This window comes from Rhodanobacter sp. GW835-FHT13D09, assembly GCF_058793995.1.
Genome location: NZ_JBXAGL010000001.1, coordinates 433,789 through 453,125, shown reverse-complemented (window position 1 = coordinate 453,125; position 19,337 = coordinate 433,789). Strand labels below are relative to the sequence as shown.

At 68.5% G+C, this 19,337-nt stretch carries 10 protein-coding genes and 2 pseudogenes; 7 read left to right on the top strand and 5 right to left on the bottom strand.

Annotation, left to right across the window (positions count from 1 at the left end):
• Nucleotides 1-86 precede the first annotated feature (86 nt).
• The 6 genes and pseudogenes from AC1Q5A_RS02100 to AC1Q5A_RS02075 form a co-directional block, all read left to right on the top strand.
• Nucleotides 87-2,429, top strand: a complete 2,343-nt coding sequence (locus AC1Q5A_RS02100) for a GH92 family glycosyl hydrolase (RefSeq protein ID WP_492697769.1) — start codon at nt 87-89, stop codon at nt 2,427-2,429.
• 112 nt (nt 2,430-2,541) lie between these two features.
• Entirely contained in the window at nt 2,542-4,314 is a 1,773-nt protein-coding gene (locus tag AC1Q5A_RS02095) for a sensor histidine kinase (protein WP_492697767.1), read from the top strand.
• Nucleotides 4,311-4,757: a response regulator gene (locus tag AC1Q5A_RS02090; protein WP_492697765.1), complete on the top strand. Its 447-nt coding sequence runs from the start codon at nt 4,311-4,313 to the stop codon at nt 4,755-4,757. The genes AC1Q5A_RS02095 and AC1Q5A_RS02090 overlap by 4 nt, the downstream gene beginning before the upstream one ends.
• Nucleotides 4,758-4,848: 91 nt before the next feature.
• The gene (locus AC1Q5A_RS02085; protein WP_492697763.1) at nt 4,849-6,411 is read left to right on the top strand and encodes a sensor histidine kinase; all 1,563 of its coding nucleotides are present in this window, start codon (nt 4,849-4,851) and stop codon (nt 6,409-6,411) included.
• Nucleotides 6,412-6,514: 103 nt separating this feature from the next.
• Nucleotides 6,515-6,703, top strand: a pseudogene (locus AC1Q5A_RS02080) (ABC transporter permease); the annotation flags it as partial.
• Nucleotides 6,700-6,906, top strand: a pseudogene (locus AC1Q5A_RS02075) (ABC transporter permease); the annotation flags it as partial. The pseudogenes AC1Q5A_RS02080 and AC1Q5A_RS02075, both read left to right, overlap by 4 nt.
• Before the next feature lie 65 nt (nt 6,907-6,971).
• Here the strand turns inward: AC1Q5A_RS02075 and AC1Q5A_RS02070 are convergent.
• From AC1Q5A_RS02070 to pgmB, 5 genes are all read right to left on the bottom strand, one after another.
• Nucleotides 6,972-8,363, bottom strand: a complete 1,392-nt coding sequence (locus AC1Q5A_RS02070) for a sigma-54-dependent transcriptional regulator (protein WP_492697761.1) — start codon at nt 8,361-8,363, stop codon at nt 6,972-6,974.
• 268 nt (nt 8,364-8,631) lie between these two features.
• Nucleotides 8,632-10,890, bottom strand: coding sequence for a glycosyl hydrolase family 65 domain-containing protein (locus tag AC1Q5A_RS02065; protein ID WP_492697759.1), 2,259 nt, complete (start codon nt 10,888-10,890; stop codon nt 8,632-8,634).
• Nucleotides 10,891-10,909: 19 nt separating this feature from the next.
• Nucleotides 10,910-12,172 (bottom strand): MFS transporter, encoded by a 1,263-nt coding sequence (locus AC1Q5A_RS02060; protein WP_492697757.1) that lies wholly within the window; start codon nt 12,170-12,172, stop codon nt 10,910-10,912.
• A 210-nt stretch (nt 12,173-12,382) separates the two neighbouring features.
• Nucleotides 12,383-14,923 carry a TonB-dependent receptor gene (locus tag AC1Q5A_RS02055; RefSeq protein WP_492697755.1) on the bottom strand — a complete coding sequence of 847 codons (2,541 nt, stop codon included), beginning with the start codon at nt 14,921-14,923 and terminating at the stop codon, nt 12,383-12,385.
• Between the two features lie 77 nt (nt 14,924-15,000).
• The gene (gene pgmB, locus AC1Q5A_RS02050; RefSeq protein ID WP_492697754.1) at nt 15,001-17,979 is read right to left on the bottom strand and encodes a beta-phosphoglucomutase; all 2,979 of its coding nucleotides are present in this window, start codon (nt 17,977-17,979) and stop codon (nt 15,001-15,003) included.
• A 352-nt stretch (nt 17,980-18,331) separates the two neighbouring features.
• Here pgmB and AC1Q5A_RS02045 point away from each other — a divergent pair, with 352 nt between their 5' ends.
• Nucleotides 18,332-19,336: a LacI family DNA-binding transcriptional regulator gene (locus tag AC1Q5A_RS02045; protein ID WP_492697753.1), complete on the top strand. Its 1,005-nt coding sequence runs from the start codon at nt 18,332-18,334 to the stop codon at nt 19,334-19,336.
• Nucleotide 19,337: the final 1 nt, after the last annotated feature.

Genomic DNA, 19,337 nt, shown 5'->3' with positions numbered 1-19,337 from the left:
ACGCTTTTAAGCACGACGCGGCGCAACATGCCTTGTCCACCAGTGGGTGTTAGCGTGCGGCTGGATCGTTCCAAAAGGTAGCCCAGATGACCGTCCACTTGCATCCCCCGTTGTCCCTTCTGCTGGCCGTCGCGCTCGGCGCTGCCGCCCTCGCACCGGTCGGCGCGCATGCCGCGGCGGGCCACGCCGACGAGGTCGACCCGCGCATCGGCACGGGCGGCGACGGCCACACTTTTCCCGGCGCCACGGTGCCGTTCGGCATGATCCAGCTGTCGCCGGACACCGTGATGCCCGACTTCAAGCACGCCTACAAGTGGGCCGCCGGCTACCAGTACGCCGACAGCAGCATCATGGGGTTCTCGCATACCCACTTCTCCGGATCCGGCCATTCGGACCTGGGCGACGTGCTGGTGATGCCGATCGCCGGCGACGTGCGGCTGGAGCCGGGCGACCCGGCCGCGCCGGGCAGCGGCTACCGCTCGCGCTTCTCGCACGACAGCGAGGTGGTGCAGGCCGGCTACTACGCGGTGACGCTGAGCGATTACGGCGTGCGCGCCGAACTCACCGCCGGGCGCCGGATCGGCTGGCACCGCTACACCTTTCCGGCCGGCAAGCCCGCGCATGTGCTGTTGGACCTGCGCCCGAGCATCTACGACTACCCCGGCAAGGTGCTGTGGGCCAGCCTGCGCGTGCATGCCGACAGCACCGTCACCGGCTGCCGCACCACCCGCGGCTGGGCGCCGGGTCGCGAGCTCTGCTTCGCCATGCGCTTCTCGCAGCCGATGACCTCGCGCGAGCTGTACAACCGCGAGACCGACATCACCTACAAGGGCTTCAAGGGGCCGGGCAACCAGGCCGAGGACCGCGATGCGCAGGACGGCCGCGCGCTGGTCGGTGCGTTCGACTTCGGCCAGCTGAAGCGGCCGCTGGAAGTAAAGGTGGCGATCTCGCCGGTGAGCGAGGCGAACGCCGTGGCCAACCTCGACCACGACGGCGCCGGCTGGGATTTCGACGCCCGCCGCGCCGAGGCGGCCGCGGCCTGGGACAAGGCGCTGGCGGTGATCGACGTGGACGCGCCGAAGACCGCGAAGACGCAGTTCTACACCGCGCTGTACCACGCCATGCTGTCGCCCACGCTGAGCATGGACGTCAACGGCGAGTACCGCGGGCCGGACCATGCGGTGCACCGCGCGGACGGTTTCGAGTTCCATTCCACCTGGTCGCTGTGGGATGTCTACCGCGCGCAGCAGCCGCTGATGGCGTTGCTGCACCCCGCGCGCAGCACCGATTTCGTCCGCTCGCTGATCGCCGCGCGCGAGGCGAGCCCGTTCGGCATCCTGCCGGTGTGGGCATACCAGGGGCTGGAGACCTGGTGCATGATCGGCTACCACGCGGTGCCGGTGATCGCCGACGCCTACGTCAAGGGCGTGCGCGGCTTCGACGCGGACCAGGCACTCGCGGCGATGGTGGCCAGCGCCAGCTACGGCCCGTACGGCGACCTGGCCGACTACATGAAACTCGGCTACGTACCGATCGACAAGGAGCCCGAGGCCGCCTCCAAGACGCTGGAATACGCCTACGACGACTGGTCGCTGGCACAGATGGCCAAGGCGATCGGCAAGGCCGACGTCGCCGCCACGTTTGAAAAGCGCGCCGGCAACTGGCGCCATGCGTGGGACGCGAAGACCGGCTTCATGCGTGCGCGCCTCAGCGACGGCAAGTTCCGCGAACCGTTCGACCCGGAAGCCGCCGGCTACGGCAGCGACTACACCGAGGGCAACGCCTGGCAGTACTCCTGGTACGTGCCGCAGGACGTGGCCGGGCTGATCGGCGCGATGGGCGGCGACGCGAAGTTCGTGGCCAAGCTCGACGCGCTGTTCGAGGCGAAGGTCGACCCGAGCCATTTCAAGAATGTCGAGGACATCACCGGCCTGATCGGCTGGTACGCGCATGGCAACGAGCCCAGCCACCACATCGCCTACCTCTACGACTACGCCGGCGCGCCGTGGAAGACGCAGGCGCGGCTGCAGCAGATCATGGACAGCCAGTACGCCGCGCGCCCGGACGGCCTCGCCGGCAACGACGACCTCGGCCAGATGTCGGCCTGGTACGTGTTCAGCGCGCTCGGCTTCTATCCGGTGACGCCGGCCAGCGACGAGTACGCGATCGGCCGGCCGTTCGTGGCGAAGGCGGCGATCCACCTCGCCAACGGCCGCACGTTCGTGGTCAGTGCCGCGCCGCTGGACGACGCCCATCCGTACGTCGGCGCGGTGACCCTCAACGGCAAGCCGCTGGATCGCACGTACTTGCGCCAGGGCGAGATCGTGGCCGGCGGCGAGTTGCACTTCACCATGCAGGCCCAACCGAATCGGGAGTGGGGCAGTGCGGTAACGGCGCGGCCAGCGGCGATGAGCCGCTACGGCGGATGATCGACGCCGGCCGGCCCGTGGACGCGGCGTGAATGAATCATGCAAGAATGCCCCGGAGACCTTCCGGGGCGAACCTGCCGATGCGGCGAGCGGGATGAAAACCAGGGGCATCATGCGCTGGCGTACCGCCGGGCTGCTGCTGGCGATGCTGATCATCGTCGGCCTGCCCTACTTCGTCACGCGCGAGAGCGCGCGCAGTACCGAGCACGCCACGGACTGGGTGGGCCATTCGGTCGCGGTGAGATCGCTGGTCTATCACGTGGCCTACGTCGTGCACGACAGCGAGGCGGCCACCTACCGGCTGCTGGACGGTGACGAGAGCGACGCTACCCGCAAGCGCGCCGCGCGCGCCAGGCGGGAGGCGCCGCAGTTGATGCAGCAGCTGCGCCTGATGACGCGCGACAACGCCGAGCAGCAGGCCGCGCTGGGCGCGCTGGGCGGCAGTGTCGCCGGCCGCATCGCCTTCATGGACCGGGCGCTGGATCGGCTGCGGCACGGCGACCAGGCCGGCGCGCGGCAATCGCTGCGCGACGGCGACGACCTGTTCGGCATGAGCGACAAGATCGCCGGCATCGCCAGGAGCGAAGAGGATCTGCTGAAGCTGCGCCAGGCCGAAGTCGCGCGGCAGTCCTTCAACGGGCAGGTCGCGCTCGTCATCACCGCGCTGGCGCAGCTCATGCTGCTGGTCATCATCGTGGTCACCTCCGAACGGCAGATCGGCCGGCGCCAGCTGGCCGAAACCCGCGAGGGCCGCGCGGTGCTGCGTTCGCAGATGATCTTCCAGTCCGTGCGCGAACCGATCGCGCTGTTCGACGAGGAGTTGAACAGCCTGCTGGTGAACAACGCATTCGGCGAGCTGTACGGCGTCGACCCACGGCAGCGGACGGTGCCGCTGGCGCAGATCGGCAATGGCGCCTGGGGCGACAGCGTGCTGCTGCAGCGCCTGAGCGACGTGCTGCTGCGGGACCGCGAGCTGTGGGATTACGACATGGTCCAGCGCACCGCCGACGGGGTCGACCGGCACGTGGTGATCAACGCGCGACGCCTGCAGCAGGATACCAACGTGCATGCGTTGTTGCTCACGGTGAGCGACGTCACCACGCGCGCGCTGGCGGAACAGAAGATCATCGAGCTCAACCACCAGCTCGAAGGCAAGGTGGCGCAGATTTCCGACGTCAACCGCGAGCTGGAGGCGTTCAGTTATTCGGTCTCGCACGACCTGCGCGCACCGCTGCGCCACATCGCCGGATTCGCGCGCAAGCTGGAGCAGTACCTCGGTGACCATGTCGACGAAAAATCCGGCCACTACATCGAGGTGATCGCCAGCTCGGCCCAGCGCATGGCCGTGCTGATCGACGACCTGCTGGTGTTCTCCCGGCTCGGCCGCGGCGCGCTGCGGCTGCAGGCGGTAGACATGCAGTCGCTGGCCGAGGAGGCGCGCGCGCTGGCCGAGGCAGGGGTGGAGAACCGGCGCATGGTGTGGAGCATCGCACCGTTGCCGATGGTGATCGGCGATGAGAACATGCTGCGCACGGTATGGCAGAACCTGCTCGGCAATGCGGTCAAATACACCGGCCACTGCGAGGTGGCGCAGATCGGAGTGAACGTGCGAAGAGGGAGCAATGGCGACTACGAATTCACCGTGACCGACAATGGCGCGGGGTTCGACATGCAGTACGCGGACAAGTTGTTCGGCGTGTTCCAGCGCCTGCATCGCGCCTCGGAATTCCCTGGCAACGGAATCGGCCTGGCCAACGTGCGGCGGATCGTGGCCCGCCACGGCGGTCGCGTATGGGCCGAGGCCGAGCCGGAACGCGGCGCCCGTTTCCATTTTTCGCTGCCGGCCACCGATGTGTCCGGAGCACGCACCGAGAGTCAAGCATGAACAAGAGAGACCTGCGCACCATCCTGCTGGTGGAAGACAGCGTGGCCGACGCCGAGATGGCGATCGATGCGCTGAGCGAGGCGCATCTGGCCAACCCGGTGGTGCACGTGGAAGACGGCGTGGAATGCATGGACTACCTCCACGGCCGCGGCGCGTGGGATTCGCGCGAGCCGGGCGATCCGGCGGTGGTGCTGCTGGATATCAAGATGCCGCGCATGAACGGGCTGGACGTGCTGACCGCGATGCGCGGCGACGAAAGGCTGCGGCGCATCCCGGTGGTGATCCTGTCGTCCTCGCGCGAGGAAAGCGATCTGGCCCGCAGCTGGGATCTGGGCGCCAACGCCTATGTGATCAAGCCGGTCGACGTGGACCAGTTCTTCGATGCGGTGCGCACGCTGGGACAGTTCTGGGCCGTGCTGAACCAGGCGCCGGAGCAGGACTGAACGCAGGTTCCATGACAGGGACCAGTCCGCGCGCTGCCGTTGGCTCGCGGGCTGGCAAGTACAGATCAATAGGGAAGTCGCGGGAATTCCTATGCCAAGCCGGCGGCGACAGACATTGCCGAACGTTCGCGTGCTTCAGGTCGAGGACAGCCAGCTCGATGCCGAGCTGGTGTTGGCCGAGCTCGATGCCGACCGGATCGGCTACGAGGCGCGGCTGGTCGACGACGAAGCGCATTTCGTCTCCGCGTTGGACGAGTTCAAGCCGCACATCGTGTTGTCGGACCTCAGCGTCCCCGGATTCTCCGGCCAGCATGCGCTGGAACTGCTGCGCCAGCGTGACGAAGACCTGCCGTTCATCTTCGTTTCCGCCACGCTGGGAGAAGAGGCGGCGATCGAGGCGCTGCGCAACGGCGCCACCGACTACATCCTGAAGCAGAACCCGGCCCGGCTGGCCAGCGCCGTGCGGCGTGCCCTCGACGAGGCCGAGGCGCGCCGGGCCAGGCGCGCCGCCGAGGCGGAGCTGATCCGCGCGCAGCGTTTCGAGAGCCTGGCGATGCTCGCCGGCGGCCTCAGCCACGACCTGCGCAACCTGCTGCAGCCGCTGCTGCTGGTCGGCGACAGCCTGCAGGACTACCAGCACGATCCCCGCCTGGCCCGGCTGGGCAAGCTGGTGCGCGACTGCGGCAAGCGCGGCCTGGACATGGTGCACTCGATGCTGTCGTTCGCGCGCGGCGCGCGCCGCGCGGAGCAGGTCCGGCTGGGTGCGCTGTTCAGCGCGTTCGACCTGCTGATGCAAGGCAGCGTGCCGCGCACGGTGGCGATGGAGCTGGCCATCGACGATCCGGACCTGACGTTCGAAGGCAACCATACCGAGCTGCAGCAGTGTCTGCTCAACCTGTGCCTGAACGCGATCCAGGCCATGCCCGGCGGCGGCCACCTGCGCGTCGAGGCCGCGCGGGTCCAACCGCCGGAGGACTTCTTCCGGCCTGGCGAGCCATCGCGGCAGTGCTGCTACCTGTGCATCAGCGTGATCGATGACGGCCCGGGGATGGAACCGGCGGTGAGGGAGCGCCTGTTCGAGCCGTTCTTCACCACCAAGGAAGCCGGCACCGGGCTCGGCCTGCTCTCGTGCAAGCGCATCGTCACCAGCCATGGCGGCGTGATGCGGGTGGGCAGCGAGCCGGGCCGCGGCAGCCGTTTCGACCTGTACCTCCCGCTGGAGGCACCGGCTGGCGTCGACGAGCAGATGGACGACCAGGACAACCTGGAGGGCTCCGCCGAGAGGGTGCTGGTGGTGGTGGAGGAGGCCGGCCAGCTGTCCCTGCTGGCCGATACGCTGGATGCCTGGGGCTACCAGGCGCACGCCAGCCAGAGCGGCACCGCCGCGCTGCAGTGGATCGAGGCCGCCGGTCTGCCCGACATGGTGGTGCTGGATGCGGACATGAACCTTTTCACGGGTGTGCGCACGCTGGCCGCGCTGATCGAACGGGGCTACGGCGGTGCGGTGGTGCTGCTGGCCCGCGCCGGCGCCGCGCCGGACCTGCACGAACTGCCGCCGCTGCAGCATTTGTGCGTGGTCGACAAGCCGGTCACCACCCAGGCGTTGCTGCGCGCGCTGCGCAAGGCGCTGCAAGCCACCAGCAGGCGCAGCTAGCCAAGCCGTTCCGCGTCGTGTGCGTGGTGGCCACCCGGGGGTGCCCTGGTTGACGCATTGCTTCGATCTGGCCCTGCGCAGTTGCCGGCGCAGCAAGGCACCGACCGCGCTGGGCATGGCCGGCATCGGCACGGCGTTCGAACCGGAGCTCGCCCGGCTGGCGCGGCTCGATACATCGCTGTTTCTGCTGACCGTGCTGGTTGCGGCAACTGCCAGCCTGATCGCTGCGCTCTACCCCAGCTGGCGCGCCGCCCAGGTGCAGCCGGCGTGGCAGCTGAAGTCGAATGGATGAACGCGGCCATGCAGCTGCGTCCGATCCTTGCCGCGCTGCGCCGGCACAAGATGGCCACCCTGCTGATCGTGCTGCAGATCGCGCTGACCCTGGCGGTGGTCAGCAACGCGCTGTTCACCGTCAAGACGCGGCTGATGCACCTGTCGCGCCCAAGCGGCACCGACGAGGCGCATCTGTTCGTCATCAACAACCAGCTCTTCGGCATCGCATGAGGCGAGAGCTGGTGGGCGGTGCCCGTCCTACCAAGGGTGACGTGCCTGTCGTGGGCTCAGTCGATGCCGAGCTTCTTCAGCTTGTAGCGCAGCGCGCGGAAGGTGATGCCGAGTTTGCGGGCGGCGGCGGTCTTGTTGTACCGCGATTCTTCCAGCGCCTTGACGATGGCGGTGCGCTCGAGGTTGCTGATGTAGTCGTCGAGGCCACCGTTCGCGCCGGCGGGTGGCGGTGCCTGCACTGCCGGCGGCTGGCCCGGTACCGCCGTTTCCTGGCTCGGCCGTGCGCTGCGCTGCGGCAGCATCAGGTCGGCCGCCTCGATGGTGCTGCCATCGCACATCGCCATCGCGCGTTCGAGGATGTTCTCAAGCTCGCGCACGTTGCCGGGGAAATCGTAGGCTTCCAGCGCATCGCGTGCGGACGGCGACAGCTGGCCCATGCTTTCGCCGCTCTTGCCGGCCAGCGCCTTGAGGATGAACGCGGACAGCTGCGGCACGTCGCCGCGGCGCTCGCGCAGCGGCGGCACGCGCAGTTCGATCACGTTGATGCGGTAGAACAGGTCCTGGCGGAATTGGCCCTGCTCGACCAGCTGGCCGAGGTTCTTGTGGGTGGCGGACAGGATGCGCACGTCGACCGGGATCTCGTCGCGGCCGCCGATCGGGCGCACCGCCTTTTCCTGGATCGCGCGCAGCAGCTTCACCTGCATGTGCAGCGGCAGCTCGGCCACCTCGTCGAGGAACAGCGTGCCGCCCTGGGCGGCCTGGAACAAGCCTTCCTTGTCGGTGCTGGCGCCGGTGAAGCTGCCCCTGCGATGGCCGAAGAACTCGCTTTCCATCAGCTCCGACGGAATCGCGCCGCAGTTGACCGGCACGAACGGCCCGCTGGCGCGCGGGCCCTGCTCGTGGATCAGCCGCGCCACCAGTTCCTTGCCCACGCCGGATTCGCCGGCGATGTAGACCGGCGCCTGGTTGCGCGCCAGCTTGGCGATGGTGGCGCGCACCTGCTGCATCGCCGCCGAGCTGCCGATCAGCCGGTCGCCGGATTCGCCGGTCTTCGCCGCGGTGGCTCCGGTGCGCCTTTCCTCGGCCAGGCGCAGCGCGGTGCGCACCAGCCCGCGCAGCATCTGGATGTCGACCGGCTTGGAGACGAAGTCGAACGCACCGGCCTTCAGCGCGTTCACCGCGGCGTCGACGTTGCCGTAGGCGGTGATCATCGCCACCGGCATGTCGGGATGGCTCGCGGCGATCAGTTCGATGATTTCGTGGCCGGTGCCGTCGGGCAGCCGCATGTCGGTGAAGCACAGGTCGTAGCTGCGTTCGGCCAGTGCGCGGCGTGCCTCGGCGACGGTGCCGACGGCGTCGACCTGCAGATCCATCCGTCCCAGCGTGATGGTCAGCAGTTCGCGGATGTCGCGTTCGTCGTCGATGACCAGGACGGTCTGTGGGTTCATGGCACGGCGTGTGGCAGACGATGCAACAGAGAATACCCGGCCCCGCGCTGCGGGGCAAAGACTCCCGATGTCGCAGCCGGCCTCCGCAAGCCCGTCACCGCGGCGTGCGCGGGCGCGTTCCGGACCTCTTGTGGATACCGTCCGGCCTGGCCATCCGGCCGCGGTGTCCGTGTGGTCGCCGGCGGTGACGGAGAGTGCGGCCACGATGGCCGCTGGGCGCCTGCGACGTGCAGGAAGGCTCCCCTGGCAGCGCCGCCAGGACATGGTTTCAGTGCGCTTTGCGGGTCAGCCTCGGCTTGCCGTCGGCGTCGCGGCGGATGGTGATGTCATAGCGCCGGCCGCGGAACGCGACGTTCTTCAGCGTCAGCGATTGCCACTGCGGCGGCAGCATCGGCGGATACGCTTCGACCAGCCCGTCAGCTTCGATGCGCAGCCCGGAGAAGCCGTAGACGATGTTCTGCAGCAGGCCGGCGCCGGCGGTGAGGAAGTAGCCGGTGTTGTTGTTCGCGGTTTCGGTGCGCACGTCGAACGGCGGCTTGATCACGTGGGCGGTGAGGTTGCGCTGGAACCATTCGCTGGCCGCCGCGTTGTCGCCCAGTGTGGCGGCGGCGATCGAGGTCGGCGCCAGCCCCATGCTGTTGGGATCGCGGTGCGAGTGCGTGATCGGGGCCAGCGCGTAGTCGAAATCGCGCCGGCGCAGGGCCGCGTCCATCGGCAGGTCGAGCGAGGGATAGGCCAGCATCGGCAATGCGCTGCCGCCCCAGGAGTCGATGTTGTGCGGCACGCTGGGGTCGAAGTCGAGGTGGTGGCCGCCCTGCACGGAGAACGGCACGACCAGGTGTGCGGCGATGTCCGCCCAGCGCGGATCGGGTGCGGCGCCCACGACCCTGGCGGCGGCCGTGGCGATGCGCAGGGCCTTGGCCGCGGAGACGTTGGTGAAGGTGTCGTTCGGCACGTCGTTGTAGTCCTCGTCGATCGAGGTGACGTGCAGGATCTCGTAGCGCTGCCGCTCCGGGTCGTAGCTGGCCCGGCTGGCCCAGAACCCGGCAATGGCGCGGATCACGGGCCAGCCGTGCTGCTTCAGCCAGGCCTGGTCCCCGCTGGCGAGGTAGTACTGCCACTGCGCGATCGCGATGTCGGCGTTGACGTGGATCTCGCGCTCGCCGAGCACGTAGGCGAAGTGGGGGGTTTGTTCGCTGCCGTCCTGCGGGTCGGCTTCCCACGGGTACATCGCCCCGTGCAGGCCGCGTTCGCGGGCGCGTTGCTCGGCGGCCGGCAGGGTGCGGTCGCGGAACATCACCAGCGATTTCGCGCGCTGCGGATGCAGCAGCAACAGCGCAGGGAACACCCACGAGTCGCTGTCCCAGAACACGTGGCCGGCATAGCCGGGCGTCAGGCCGCAGGCGCCGGTGGCCCACGCCGTGTCGGCGGTGGTGTTGGCCAGCAGGTAGTAGAGGTCCGCGCGCACGATCCGCTGCGCCTGCGCATCGCCGTCGATGCGGATGTCGCTTTTCCACAGCGTGTGCCACGCTGCCTGGTGCGCCGCGAGCAGCGCGTCGAAGCCGCGTTCGCGCGCCGCCTTTGCCAGTGCGAGGTTGGCGTTTGCGTCGCCGCCCCAGCCTTCGCGCGACACGGCGACGTACTTGGTGAAGGTGTAGCTGCGGCCCTTGCGCACCGGGATGCGCAGGTCCAGGGCCAGGCGGTAGTCGCTGCGGTAGAACGTCGATGCGCGCGGCACCACTCCGTCCGGCAGCCGGATCGCCGCGGCCTCGGCCATGCGCAGTCCCTGTTCGGCGCGGCCGTCCAGGCGCAGCGTGAGGTCGTGCGCGTCGCCCACGCTGTCGAGCACGCGAGTGTCGCCGTGGTACCAGAGCGCCGCGCGATCCGGCGTGGCGGGCGGGAGCGGTTGCAGCTTCAGGTTGTGCGAGGCCACCTGTTCCTGCATCTGTTCACCGGTCAACTTGCCCAGGGCGAAGCGTGGCTGGTGCGGCGCCCAGGTATTGAGTGCGAAGGACAGCTCGATCTCGCCGTCGAAATCCGGCGTGATCGACAGCTGCGTGGCCGCCAGGTGCGGCGCGTCCTGGCTGACGAAGCTGGTCACCGCGACGGTCGTGGCCCGACCATGATCCAGGTAGCGGTAGTGGGTGGTCAGCGTGGCGTTGTAGAGGTCCAGCGTCTGCCGGTAGTCCTGGAACGATGCCGGGGAGAGTTCCACCTGGTTCATCCAGAAATGGCCGGCGGCGGACTGCCCGGTGCTGTAGTCGATCTCGCTCCAGCCTGGGATCGCCGCGGGCCGCGCGATGTCGCCCCTGGTGTGATCCATGAAGGCGACCAGGTAGGCGAGATTGCCCTCGGTACCGCGCGGCGCGGTCAGGGTCGAGAGATAACCGTTGGCCAGCTGGCCGGGGAAATAGCTGGCGAAGTCCTTCGCGGTGGCGGTCAGCAGGAAGCCTGGCTCGGTCTGCCCGCGCGCGGTCGCGGCGACGATCAGAAGCAGGCCGGCGAGGCAGGCGTTGCGAGGGTTCATGATCGTTCCGGGCGTCGGCTTATTTCGCGGCAAGCCGGGTCGCCGCCGCGGCGTCGGCGCGGTCGGTCTCGCGCTTGAACAGGAACAGGGTGGCCAGGATCAGCGTCATCGGCAGCAGCGAGAAATAGAACGCGTGGATGCCGTCGAAACTGGCGAACACCCTGGCCGTAATGTACGAGCCGAGTGTGCCGCCGAGCGCGGAGAACACCACGATCAATCCGGTCATCGCCGCGTGCATCGGCTTGGGCAGCGAGCTCAGCGCCACCGAGTTGATCACCGGGTAGATCGGCGCCATCAGCAGGCCCAGCAGCGGGATCAGGTACGCCGCGAGCGGCGCGTCGAACCAGCCGACGTCCGGGCGCGCCACCACGCCGTGCGCCAGCGGCAGCACCATGACCACCAGCACGCCCATGCCGAGCACGCACGCATTCAGCAGCGTATACCAGCGCACCCGCTTCAGCACGACGCCGGCGCCGATGCGGCCCAGCGCGGTCATCCCGGCGAGGATGCTGGCGAACTGGATGCTCATCGCATTCGGCAGCTTCAGGATCTCGTTGTTGAAGGTGGGCAGCCAGGTGCCGAAGCTCTGCTCGATCAGCACGTACAGGAAGGCGGAGGCGAGGAACACGTAGACCAGCGGGCGTACGAACAGGCGCAGCATCTCCATGATTGCGTCGCTGAAGGAGTTGTTGTGCCCCTGCGCATGCGCCGCGTTTTCGTCCAGCTGGCTGGTGGCCAGCAAGGCGATCGTCAGCGCGCACGCGCCGGCGAGCAGCCAGTACACGTTGAACCACACCGGATCGCCCGGGTCCGCCGGGTCGATGTAGGCGCTGAAGATCCAGTTGCCGGCGAGCACGCCGACCATGAATAGGCCCTCGATGGTGTTGGTCAGGCGCGAGTGGGCGGTGCGGTCGGCGGTGAGCAGGCCGATCGAGGAATACACGCCGACCTTGGCCAGCGCGAACGAGAAGCCCACGCAGGCGAACAGCAGCCGCGTGGTCAGGAAGCTGGGGTAGAGCGGCATCAGCAGGCAGGCGCCGCCGACGATGGCCAGCGCCAGCATCATCGAGCGCCGGTAGCCGAACAGCGGCAGGAACGAGGCGACCAGGAACGAGGTGAACGCGATCGTGAGGTCCTTGTAGCGCTCCAGCGCGCTGGCCGCGGGCTTGTCGATGCCGAACGTGGCGATCGACTGCAGGATCACCGTGCCGACGCTGTTGAGCAGGATCGCGAAGATCATGTAGATCAGCGCCAGCGCGACGATCATGCGGATTCGGTTCATGTCACCCCCGGCGGTACGGCATCGGCATCAACAGGTTGCTGCAGAAGGCCATCCCGGCCTCTTCGACGCGCCAGCTCCGGCGCAGGTGTTCGTCCCGTCCGTGGTCCGCACCGGCAGGGTATTTTCCGGAACCCGCGCCAGGGGAAAACCGCGGTCCGGGCCGCTCTTGGGGGTACGGCCCGGACCGCGCGCCCTGCAATGATCGCAGGTTTAGAACAGGTACTTCACCGTCACGTTGACCTCGCGGCCTTCCATCGGTCGGGCGAGGATCACGCCATCGGTACCGGCGGCGGAGCCGAAGATGCGCGAGTTGCTCTCGGTCAGGCCCAGTTCGTTGGTCATGTTGGTGCCCTGCAGGCGGATCTGCCAGCTCTTTTCCACGTTGGCGACGATGCCGAAGTCCCAGGTGTTGTAGCTGCCCAGCTGCTGCAGGGCGGACTGGTCCTGGGTGTGCGCGCCGACGTGGGTGTAGGTCACGAAGGCGGTCACGTCGCCCCAGGAGAACGGCAGGCGATAGCTCGGCGTGAGCATGTAGCGCACCTTCGGCTGGCGCTGCAGCTGCTTGCCGTTGATGCCGATGCACTGGGAGGAGCCACTGACGAGATCGGTAAACACGAAGCAGGAGTTGTTGTGCGTGTAGTGGCCATCGAGGTAGTTGGCGACCACCTGCAGCTTGAAGTTCTCGAACGGCGTGACCGCGCCGGCGAGGTTAACGCCCTTGGAGTCGGAGCCGTACAGCGCCTGCGCGCCGACCGGCACGCCCTGGGTGTTGGTGGGCTGGTAGGTCAGGCCGTTGAACTGGCGGTGGTACACGCTGATGTCGGCGTAGAACAGGTCGGACTGGTACTTGAAGCCGCCCTCGAAGTTCTGCACCTTCTGCAGCGGCGGGGTATTGCCGGTGGTGTTGCCGCGCAGCGCGTTGTCGAAGTCGCCGAAGTGCGCGCCCTTGTTGGCGCGCACGTAGACGCTCATGTTGTCGGCCAGCTCGTAGTTCACGCCGACGGTCCACGACGGATGGGTCTTGTCGTATCGGGTCTGCGCATAGGTGCCGTTGCATACCGGCACGCTGTTGTCGTACAGCGTGTTCGGGTTGCCGTCGAGGTTGACGTTGGTGAGGTTGCAGACGTTGTTGGTGGCATCCTCGTTCTCGATGCGGCCGGACACGTCGATCAGCCACTTGCCGATGCGCCACACGTCGGACAGGTAGAACGCCTTGTTGGTGGCGTGGCCGTGCTGGGCGATGTTGTAGGCGCCGTAGTCGAGGAAGCCCTGGCCGTCGGTGAGGTATTTGGTCTGGCCGTTGTCGACGTAGCTGACCCGGATCGGCTGCGCGTTGGGCGCGTTGGTCATCAGCATCTGGTTGCCCAGCGCCCACTTGTCGTTCATGGTGTAGTGGGCCAGGTAGAGGCCGCCGGTGAGCGTGTTGCCCTCGAACAGCTCCTTGCTCAGGCGGAAGTCGTTGCTCATGTTCTTCAGGTGCTTGTGGATGTACCACCAGCCCTGGTGGATCACGCTCTGGTTCGGGTCGACCATGCCGCCGCCGTTCACGTAGCTGGCGGTGGCCGAGCCGGCCGGCAGGTTGAAGGCGCCCATGCTCGAGGTATTGGTGTACAGCATGTCGCGCATGCTGCCCGGGTTGTTGCCCGAGAACAGCGCGTTGGTGTCGACGTCGCCGCCATCGAGCAGGAACTTGTCCGATATGTTCCAGCCGTTGCCCAGGTCGTAGTCGAAGTTGCCGCCGAAGAAGCTGAACTTGGTGCCGCGGCCGTTGGCCAGGTTGGCGTCGGTGCCGCCGCCGGGGTAGCCGGGCAGGTGCACGTGCTGGATCGCCTTGCTGTAGTAGGTGTCGGTCAGCGGGTCGAAGCCGGGGTAGGCGCTGAACTGGTCGGTGCCGTGCTGGAGCAGCGGGACCGGCGTGATGAACTGGTTGCGGTCGTTGAGCTGGCGCGCGTAGAAGGTCATGCTGCCGTTGTCGCTGTCGTGGCTCAGCGTGGCGGTGAGCTGGCCGCCCTTGTCCGCGGCGAACTGCGGGTCGCGCACGCCGTCGGAATCGCGATAGAAACCGCCCACGCTGCCGTACCAGTTGTTGCCGAGCGGGAAGCCAAGGAAGCCGTCGACCCGGCGCAGGTTCTCGCTGCCGTAGGTGACGCCGACGCTGCCGCTGGGCACGTCGGTGCCGGTCTTCAGCATGAAGTTCGCGGTGGCGCCGATCTGGCCGTCGCCGAACACCACCGACGGGCCGCCCTGCAGGATCTCCACGCGCTGGACGGTGTCGTCGAGGCGGAAGATCGAGGTGGTCTCGAAGAACGACAGGGTGGGCATGCCGTACAGCGGCGAGCCCATCAGCTGGGTCGAGAAGTAGGGCGCGTCGCCGCCGCCCGGGAAGCCGGCGATCTCGATGTTGGCGCCGGTCTGGCCGCCGGTGGATTCCGGCCACATGCCGGGCGAGATCTTCAGCAGGTCCGCCGTGCTCTTCGGGTTGGCCATCTTGATCTGCTCGGCCGTGGCGGTGGTGACCGAGTAGCTGGTATCGATCTTCTTCAGGCCGCCGGTGGCGGTGTTGCCGGTCACCACCACCTGCTCGAGGGTCTTGGCCTTGGCGGCGTCGGCCTTCTGCTGGGCGGCACTCTTTTTCGCCGGTGCCTGGGCAGCCTGTGCCGGCGTGGCGTCCTGGGCCATGGCTGTGCCGCAGAACAGGATGGCGGCTATCGCCACCGGAAGGCTTAGTCTGGACAGCTGCTTGATCTTCATTTTACGTCACTCCCCACCAGTTGGATTGGATTGTTTTTGCCGCGCAACGCAGCGTGCCGGCTGCGCGGAATGGCCGCTCACGCGATGAAACGACTGATGTCGAACGCGGCAATGTTCGGCAGCAGCACATCCGCTCTGTCCAGCTCCTGCGCACGGCCGATACCGACCGCCACCATGCCCGCCGCACGCAGGGCGGCGATGCCCGCCGCGGCGTCTTCCACGCCGAGGCATTCCTGCGGAGCCAGGCCCAGCCCGCTCGCCGCCGCCAGGAAGATCTCCGGGTCGGGCTTGGAGCGGGCGATACGGCCGGCGTCGACCACGTAGTCGAACAGCCTGGCGATGCCCAGCCGGTCCAGCAGCTGCGGCGCGTTGCGGCTGGCCGAGGCCAGCGCGGTCTTCAGCCCGGTGCGGCGCACGGACTCCACCGCGGCGCGCGCGCCAGGCAGCAGGTCCTGCGGGCCGAGGCGTTCGATCAGCTCGACGTAATGGGTATTCTTGCGCGCGGCGAGCGCTTCCTTCTCCGCTTCGTTGTAGGAGCGCGGCGCCTGTTCCAGCAGGATGTCCAGCGAACCGCGGCGATCCACGCCCTTCATGCGTTCGGCGGTGGCCTCGTCGAGCGGCGCACCGATCTCGTCGGCCAGCTGCTGCCATGCCGCGCGGTGCAGCACGGCGGTGTCAGCGAGCACGCCATCGAGATCGAAGACCACCGCCTTCAACGGTGGCGGCGCGGCGAAGCCCGCGCAGGGCAGGCGCAACGGCTGGCCGGGATGCAGACGTTGCGGCAGGCCGTCGTGCAGGAAGGTGAGCGCGCTGCCTTCGATGAGCGTGTAGCGTACGCCGTCGCCGTCGACCTCCACGCGCAGATGCGCGTCGCGCCAGCGCAGGCCGAAGCGGTAGCTTTTCCATGCCGCCGGCAGCCGCGGCGCCAGCGCCGGCAGGCCGTCGTGCACACGCAGGCCGCCGTAGCCCCAGGTCAGCGCCAGCCAGCTGCCGGCCATCGCCGCCATATGCAGGCCGTGCGCCGCGTTGCCGTGCAGGTCGTCCAGGTCGACCCGCAAGGTGTCGAGGAAATAATGGAATGCCTTGTCGGCATGGCCCACCTCGGCCGCGATCACCGCGAAGGTGGAGGCGGACAGGGTGGAGTCGTGCACGGTGACGCTTTCGTAGTAGTCGAAGTTGCGCCGCTTGGCGGCCAAGTCGACCTGCTCGCCGGCCAGCATCAGGGCGAGCAGCGCGTCGGCCTGCTTGCACACCTGGTGGCGGTAGATGCTCAGCGGATGCATGCGCAGCAGCAGCGGGCGCTTGTCCGGCGTGGTGGCGAGCGCGGCGGGCAGCCGCGGCTTGTCGAGGAAGCCGTCGTCCTGCGGGAAGATGCCCAGCGCGGCATCCACCGGCAGGTACATCGCCTGCGCCGCGGCCTGCCATTGCGCCGGCTCGTCGGCCTCGAGGCCGATCCGCGCGGCCAGCGCGGCATAGTCGGCCGGGTGGCTCAGCGCCATCCATTCGGCGGTGGCGGCCGCGTCGCGCAGGTGCCGCTGCGCCATGCGGTTGGTGTAGTGGTTGTTGTCGACCAGGGCGGAGTACTCGTCCGGGCCGGTGACCTCGTGGATGCAGAACGCGCCGCCGCGGCGCGGATTGAAGTGGCCGACCTGCAGCCAGATCCGCGCGGTCTCGAAGATCATCTCGGCGCCGCCTTCGAGCAGGAACGCCTGGTCGCCGCTGGCGTCGACGTAGAGGCGGACGGCCCACGCCACCGCGGCGTTGATGTGGTACTGCGCCGAGCCGCCCGGGAAGTACGCGGAGCATTCGTCGCCGCTGATCGTGCGCCAGGCGTACAGCGCGCCGCGCCGGTGGTCGAGTTCGCGCGCGTGCCGGCGCGCGTGGTCCAGCGTGCGGTGGCGGTACGCCAGCATGGCTCGCGCCAGCTCCGGCGCCAGGGTGACCAGCGCCGGCAGCATGAAGGCTTCGGCGTCCCAGAAGTAGTGGCCTTCGTAGCCCTCGCCGGTGAGCCCCTTGGCGGCGGTGCTGCTGCGGCCGTCGCGGCCGCTGGACTGGAACAGGTGGAACAGGTTGAGGCGCAGCGCCTGCTCGGTCGCCGGGTCGCCGGCGATGGCCAGGTCGGTCTGCGCCCAGAATCCCGCCAGCACCTGCGCCTGCCGTTCGAGCAGGGCCGGGTAGCCGAGCGCGATCGCCGCGGCAAGGATGGCCTCGGCCCGGGCCGGCAGGGCGTCCGCGGCATCCGTGGCGAATGGCTCGGCAAAGGCGTAGGCGACATACTTGTCCAAGCCGACGGCCTGGCCCGGCGCGAGCGTGCCGGTATAAGCCTGCATCACGCCATCGGCGGTCCGGCCGGCGTCGCGGAAGGCGAGGCCGGCGACCTGTTCGTGGCGCTGCATGCAGGCCAGCCGGATGCCGCTGTGGGTGGTCTGCTGGCCGACCCAGGCCGAGGCCTCGTCCGCCTGCGCGGCCCAGGTGGTGAGGCCGCCCGCGAGGCGGCTGCCGATGCGCGGGTCGTCGCCCTGGCCGGCGGCCTCGCGGCCGCAGCCGATCGACGACTCCAGCGTGACCGGGCCGCGGTAGTCGATCGAACGCACGCGGTAGCGGATCGCCAGCAGCCCGGCCTCCGCCAGGCTGACCAGGCGCTCGGCCTCGATCTCCAGCGTGGCGCCTTGCGGCGAGCGCCAGCGCAGCCGCCGCCGGTAGCAGCCGTGGCGCAGGTCGAGGGTGCGCTCGAACTGCAGCCATTCGCCCTGGTCCAGCCGCACCGGGGTGTCGCCCAGGCGCAGCCGGATGTGGGTGGCGTCGGCGACCGGGATGCGCGTGTCGGTATGGCTGGCGAAGCCGGGGAAACGCTCGTGGTATTCGATCGGGGTGCGTTCCCATACCCCGGACAGCAGGGTGGCCTGGCTGGCGCTGTCGGCTTCCTCCAGGTTGCCGCGCACGCCGAGCGTGCCGTTGGCGAGGGCGAACAGGCTTTCGTCCCGGGCGAAGCCGGCCGGGTCGGTGCCGTGGCGGACCAGCAGCCACGGGTCGCCCACGGCCTGCCTTTCAGGCATCCGGGCATCCGGACTCGCTGCAGCGGTCATCTGGTGATCCACGGTAAGTCTCCCCTTTTTCATGCATGGGCCGTCCAGCACCCGGCCGGAGGGAGCTTGGCATCAAATGTTATCGGTATCAAGATACCGATAACATTTGATGCTGCAGACTTGCCGGGATGGTTTCGCGATGATAAGGAGAGGGCATGGATACGTGCTTTCCGCTCGCATCGGCGCGCCGCTGGCCCCTGCGCGGGGCGCGCTTGCATCGGCAGGGCGAATGTCGACACACTGCTGGCGCCGGTAGCCGCCATCGCTGCAGCCCGGCGGTGCCGCGGCAGCGGCTCGGCCAGATCAACAGGGAAGCGTACAGTTGAGCAAGAAGGGCACGCGCAGGCACGCGTCGGGCGGCCCGACCATGGCCGACCTGGCGCAACTGGCCGGGGTATCCAAGATCACCGTCTCGCGGGCGCTGGGCGACAGCCCGCTGGTCAATCCGGAAACCCGCGAGCGGATCCAGGCGCTGGCGCGCGAACACGGCTACAAGCTCAACATCAGCGCGCGCAATCTGCGCCTGCGCAGCAGCCATACCGTGGCGGTGATCGTGGAGATGAAGCCGTCCACCGACCGCACCATGTTCGACCCGTATCCGCTGGTGCTGCTGGGCGGCATTTCGCAGGAACTGACCGCGGCCGGCTACAGCGTGCTGTTGACCACCCGCCAGGGCGCCAGCGCGGCGGCGGTGCAGGCCGCGGACGGGCTGATCCTGCTGGGCCAGGGTGCGCACCAGGACGCGGTGCGCCGGTTCGACAAGCTGAGCCTGCCGATGGTGGTGTGGGGCGCGCAGTCAGCCAGCGACACGCACGTGGTGGTGGGCAGCGACAACCGCCTCGGTGGCGCGATGGTGGCACGGCACTTCATTGCGCTGGGCCGGCACCGGCCGGTGTTCATCGGCAATCCCAGCCACCCGGAAATCTTCGAACGCTTGAACGGCTTCATCGATGCGCTGGCGGTGCGCGGGATCAAGCCGCTGCTGATGCGGCGCGACGAGTTCACCGTGGACTCGGGCATGGATGCGGTGCACTCGCTGCACCAGCGCAAGGTCGGCTTCGACGCGATCTTCGCCTGCAACGACCTGCTCGCGATGGGCGCGATCCGCGCCACGCTGGACCTGGGGCGCTCGGTGCCGGCCGACGTGTCGGTGGTGGGCTATGACGACATGCCGCTCGGCGCCAGCTTCCTGCCGCCGTTGAGCTCGGTGCGGCAGGACTGGCAGGAAGGCGGCATGCTGCTGGCGCGCAAGGTGCTGGCGCTGATCGAGGGCGAACCGGCCAGTTCGGAATCCCTGCCGGTCAGCCTGATCCTGCGCTCGACCTGAG

What these genes read in the sequence shown, in the direction of transcription:
- AC1Q5A_RS02100 (WP_492697769.1), top strand. Translation starts at nt 87, where the DNA reads ATGACCGTCCACTTGCATCCCCCGTTGTCCCTTCTGCTGGCCGTCGCG.
- AC1Q5A_RS02095 (WP_492697767.1), top strand. Translation starts at nt 2,542, where the DNA reads ATGCGCTGGCGTACCGCCGGGCTGCTGCTGGCGATGCTGATCATCGTC.
- AC1Q5A_RS02090 (WP_492697765.1), top strand. Translation starts at nt 4,311, where the DNA reads ATGAACAAGAGAGACCTGCGCACCATCCTGCTGGTGGAAGACAGCGTG.
- AC1Q5A_RS02085 (WP_492697763.1), top strand. Translation starts at nt 4,849, where the DNA reads ATGCCAAGCCGGCGGCGACAGACATTGCCGAACGTTCGCGTGCTTCAG.
- AC1Q5A_RS02070 (WP_492697761.1), bottom strand. Translation starts at nt 8,363, where the DNA reads ATGAACCCACAGACCGTCCTGGTCATCGACGACGAACGCGACATCCGC.
- AC1Q5A_RS02065 (WP_492697759.1), bottom strand. Translation starts at nt 10,890, where the DNA reads ATGAACCCTCGCAACGCCTGCCTCGCCGGCCTGCTTCTGATCGTCGCC.
- AC1Q5A_RS02060 (WP_492697757.1), bottom strand. Translation starts at nt 12,172, where the DNA reads ATGAACCGAATCCGCATGATCGTCGCGCTGGCGCTGATCTACATGATC.
- AC1Q5A_RS02055 (WP_492697755.1), bottom strand. Translation starts at nt 14,923, where the DNA reads ATGAAGATCAAGCAGCTGTCCAGACTAAGCCTTCCGGTGGCGATAGCC.
- pgmB (WP_492697754.1), bottom strand. Translation starts at nt 17,979, where the DNA reads ATGCCTGAAAGGCAGGCCGTGGGCGACCCGTGGCTGCTGGTCCGCCAC.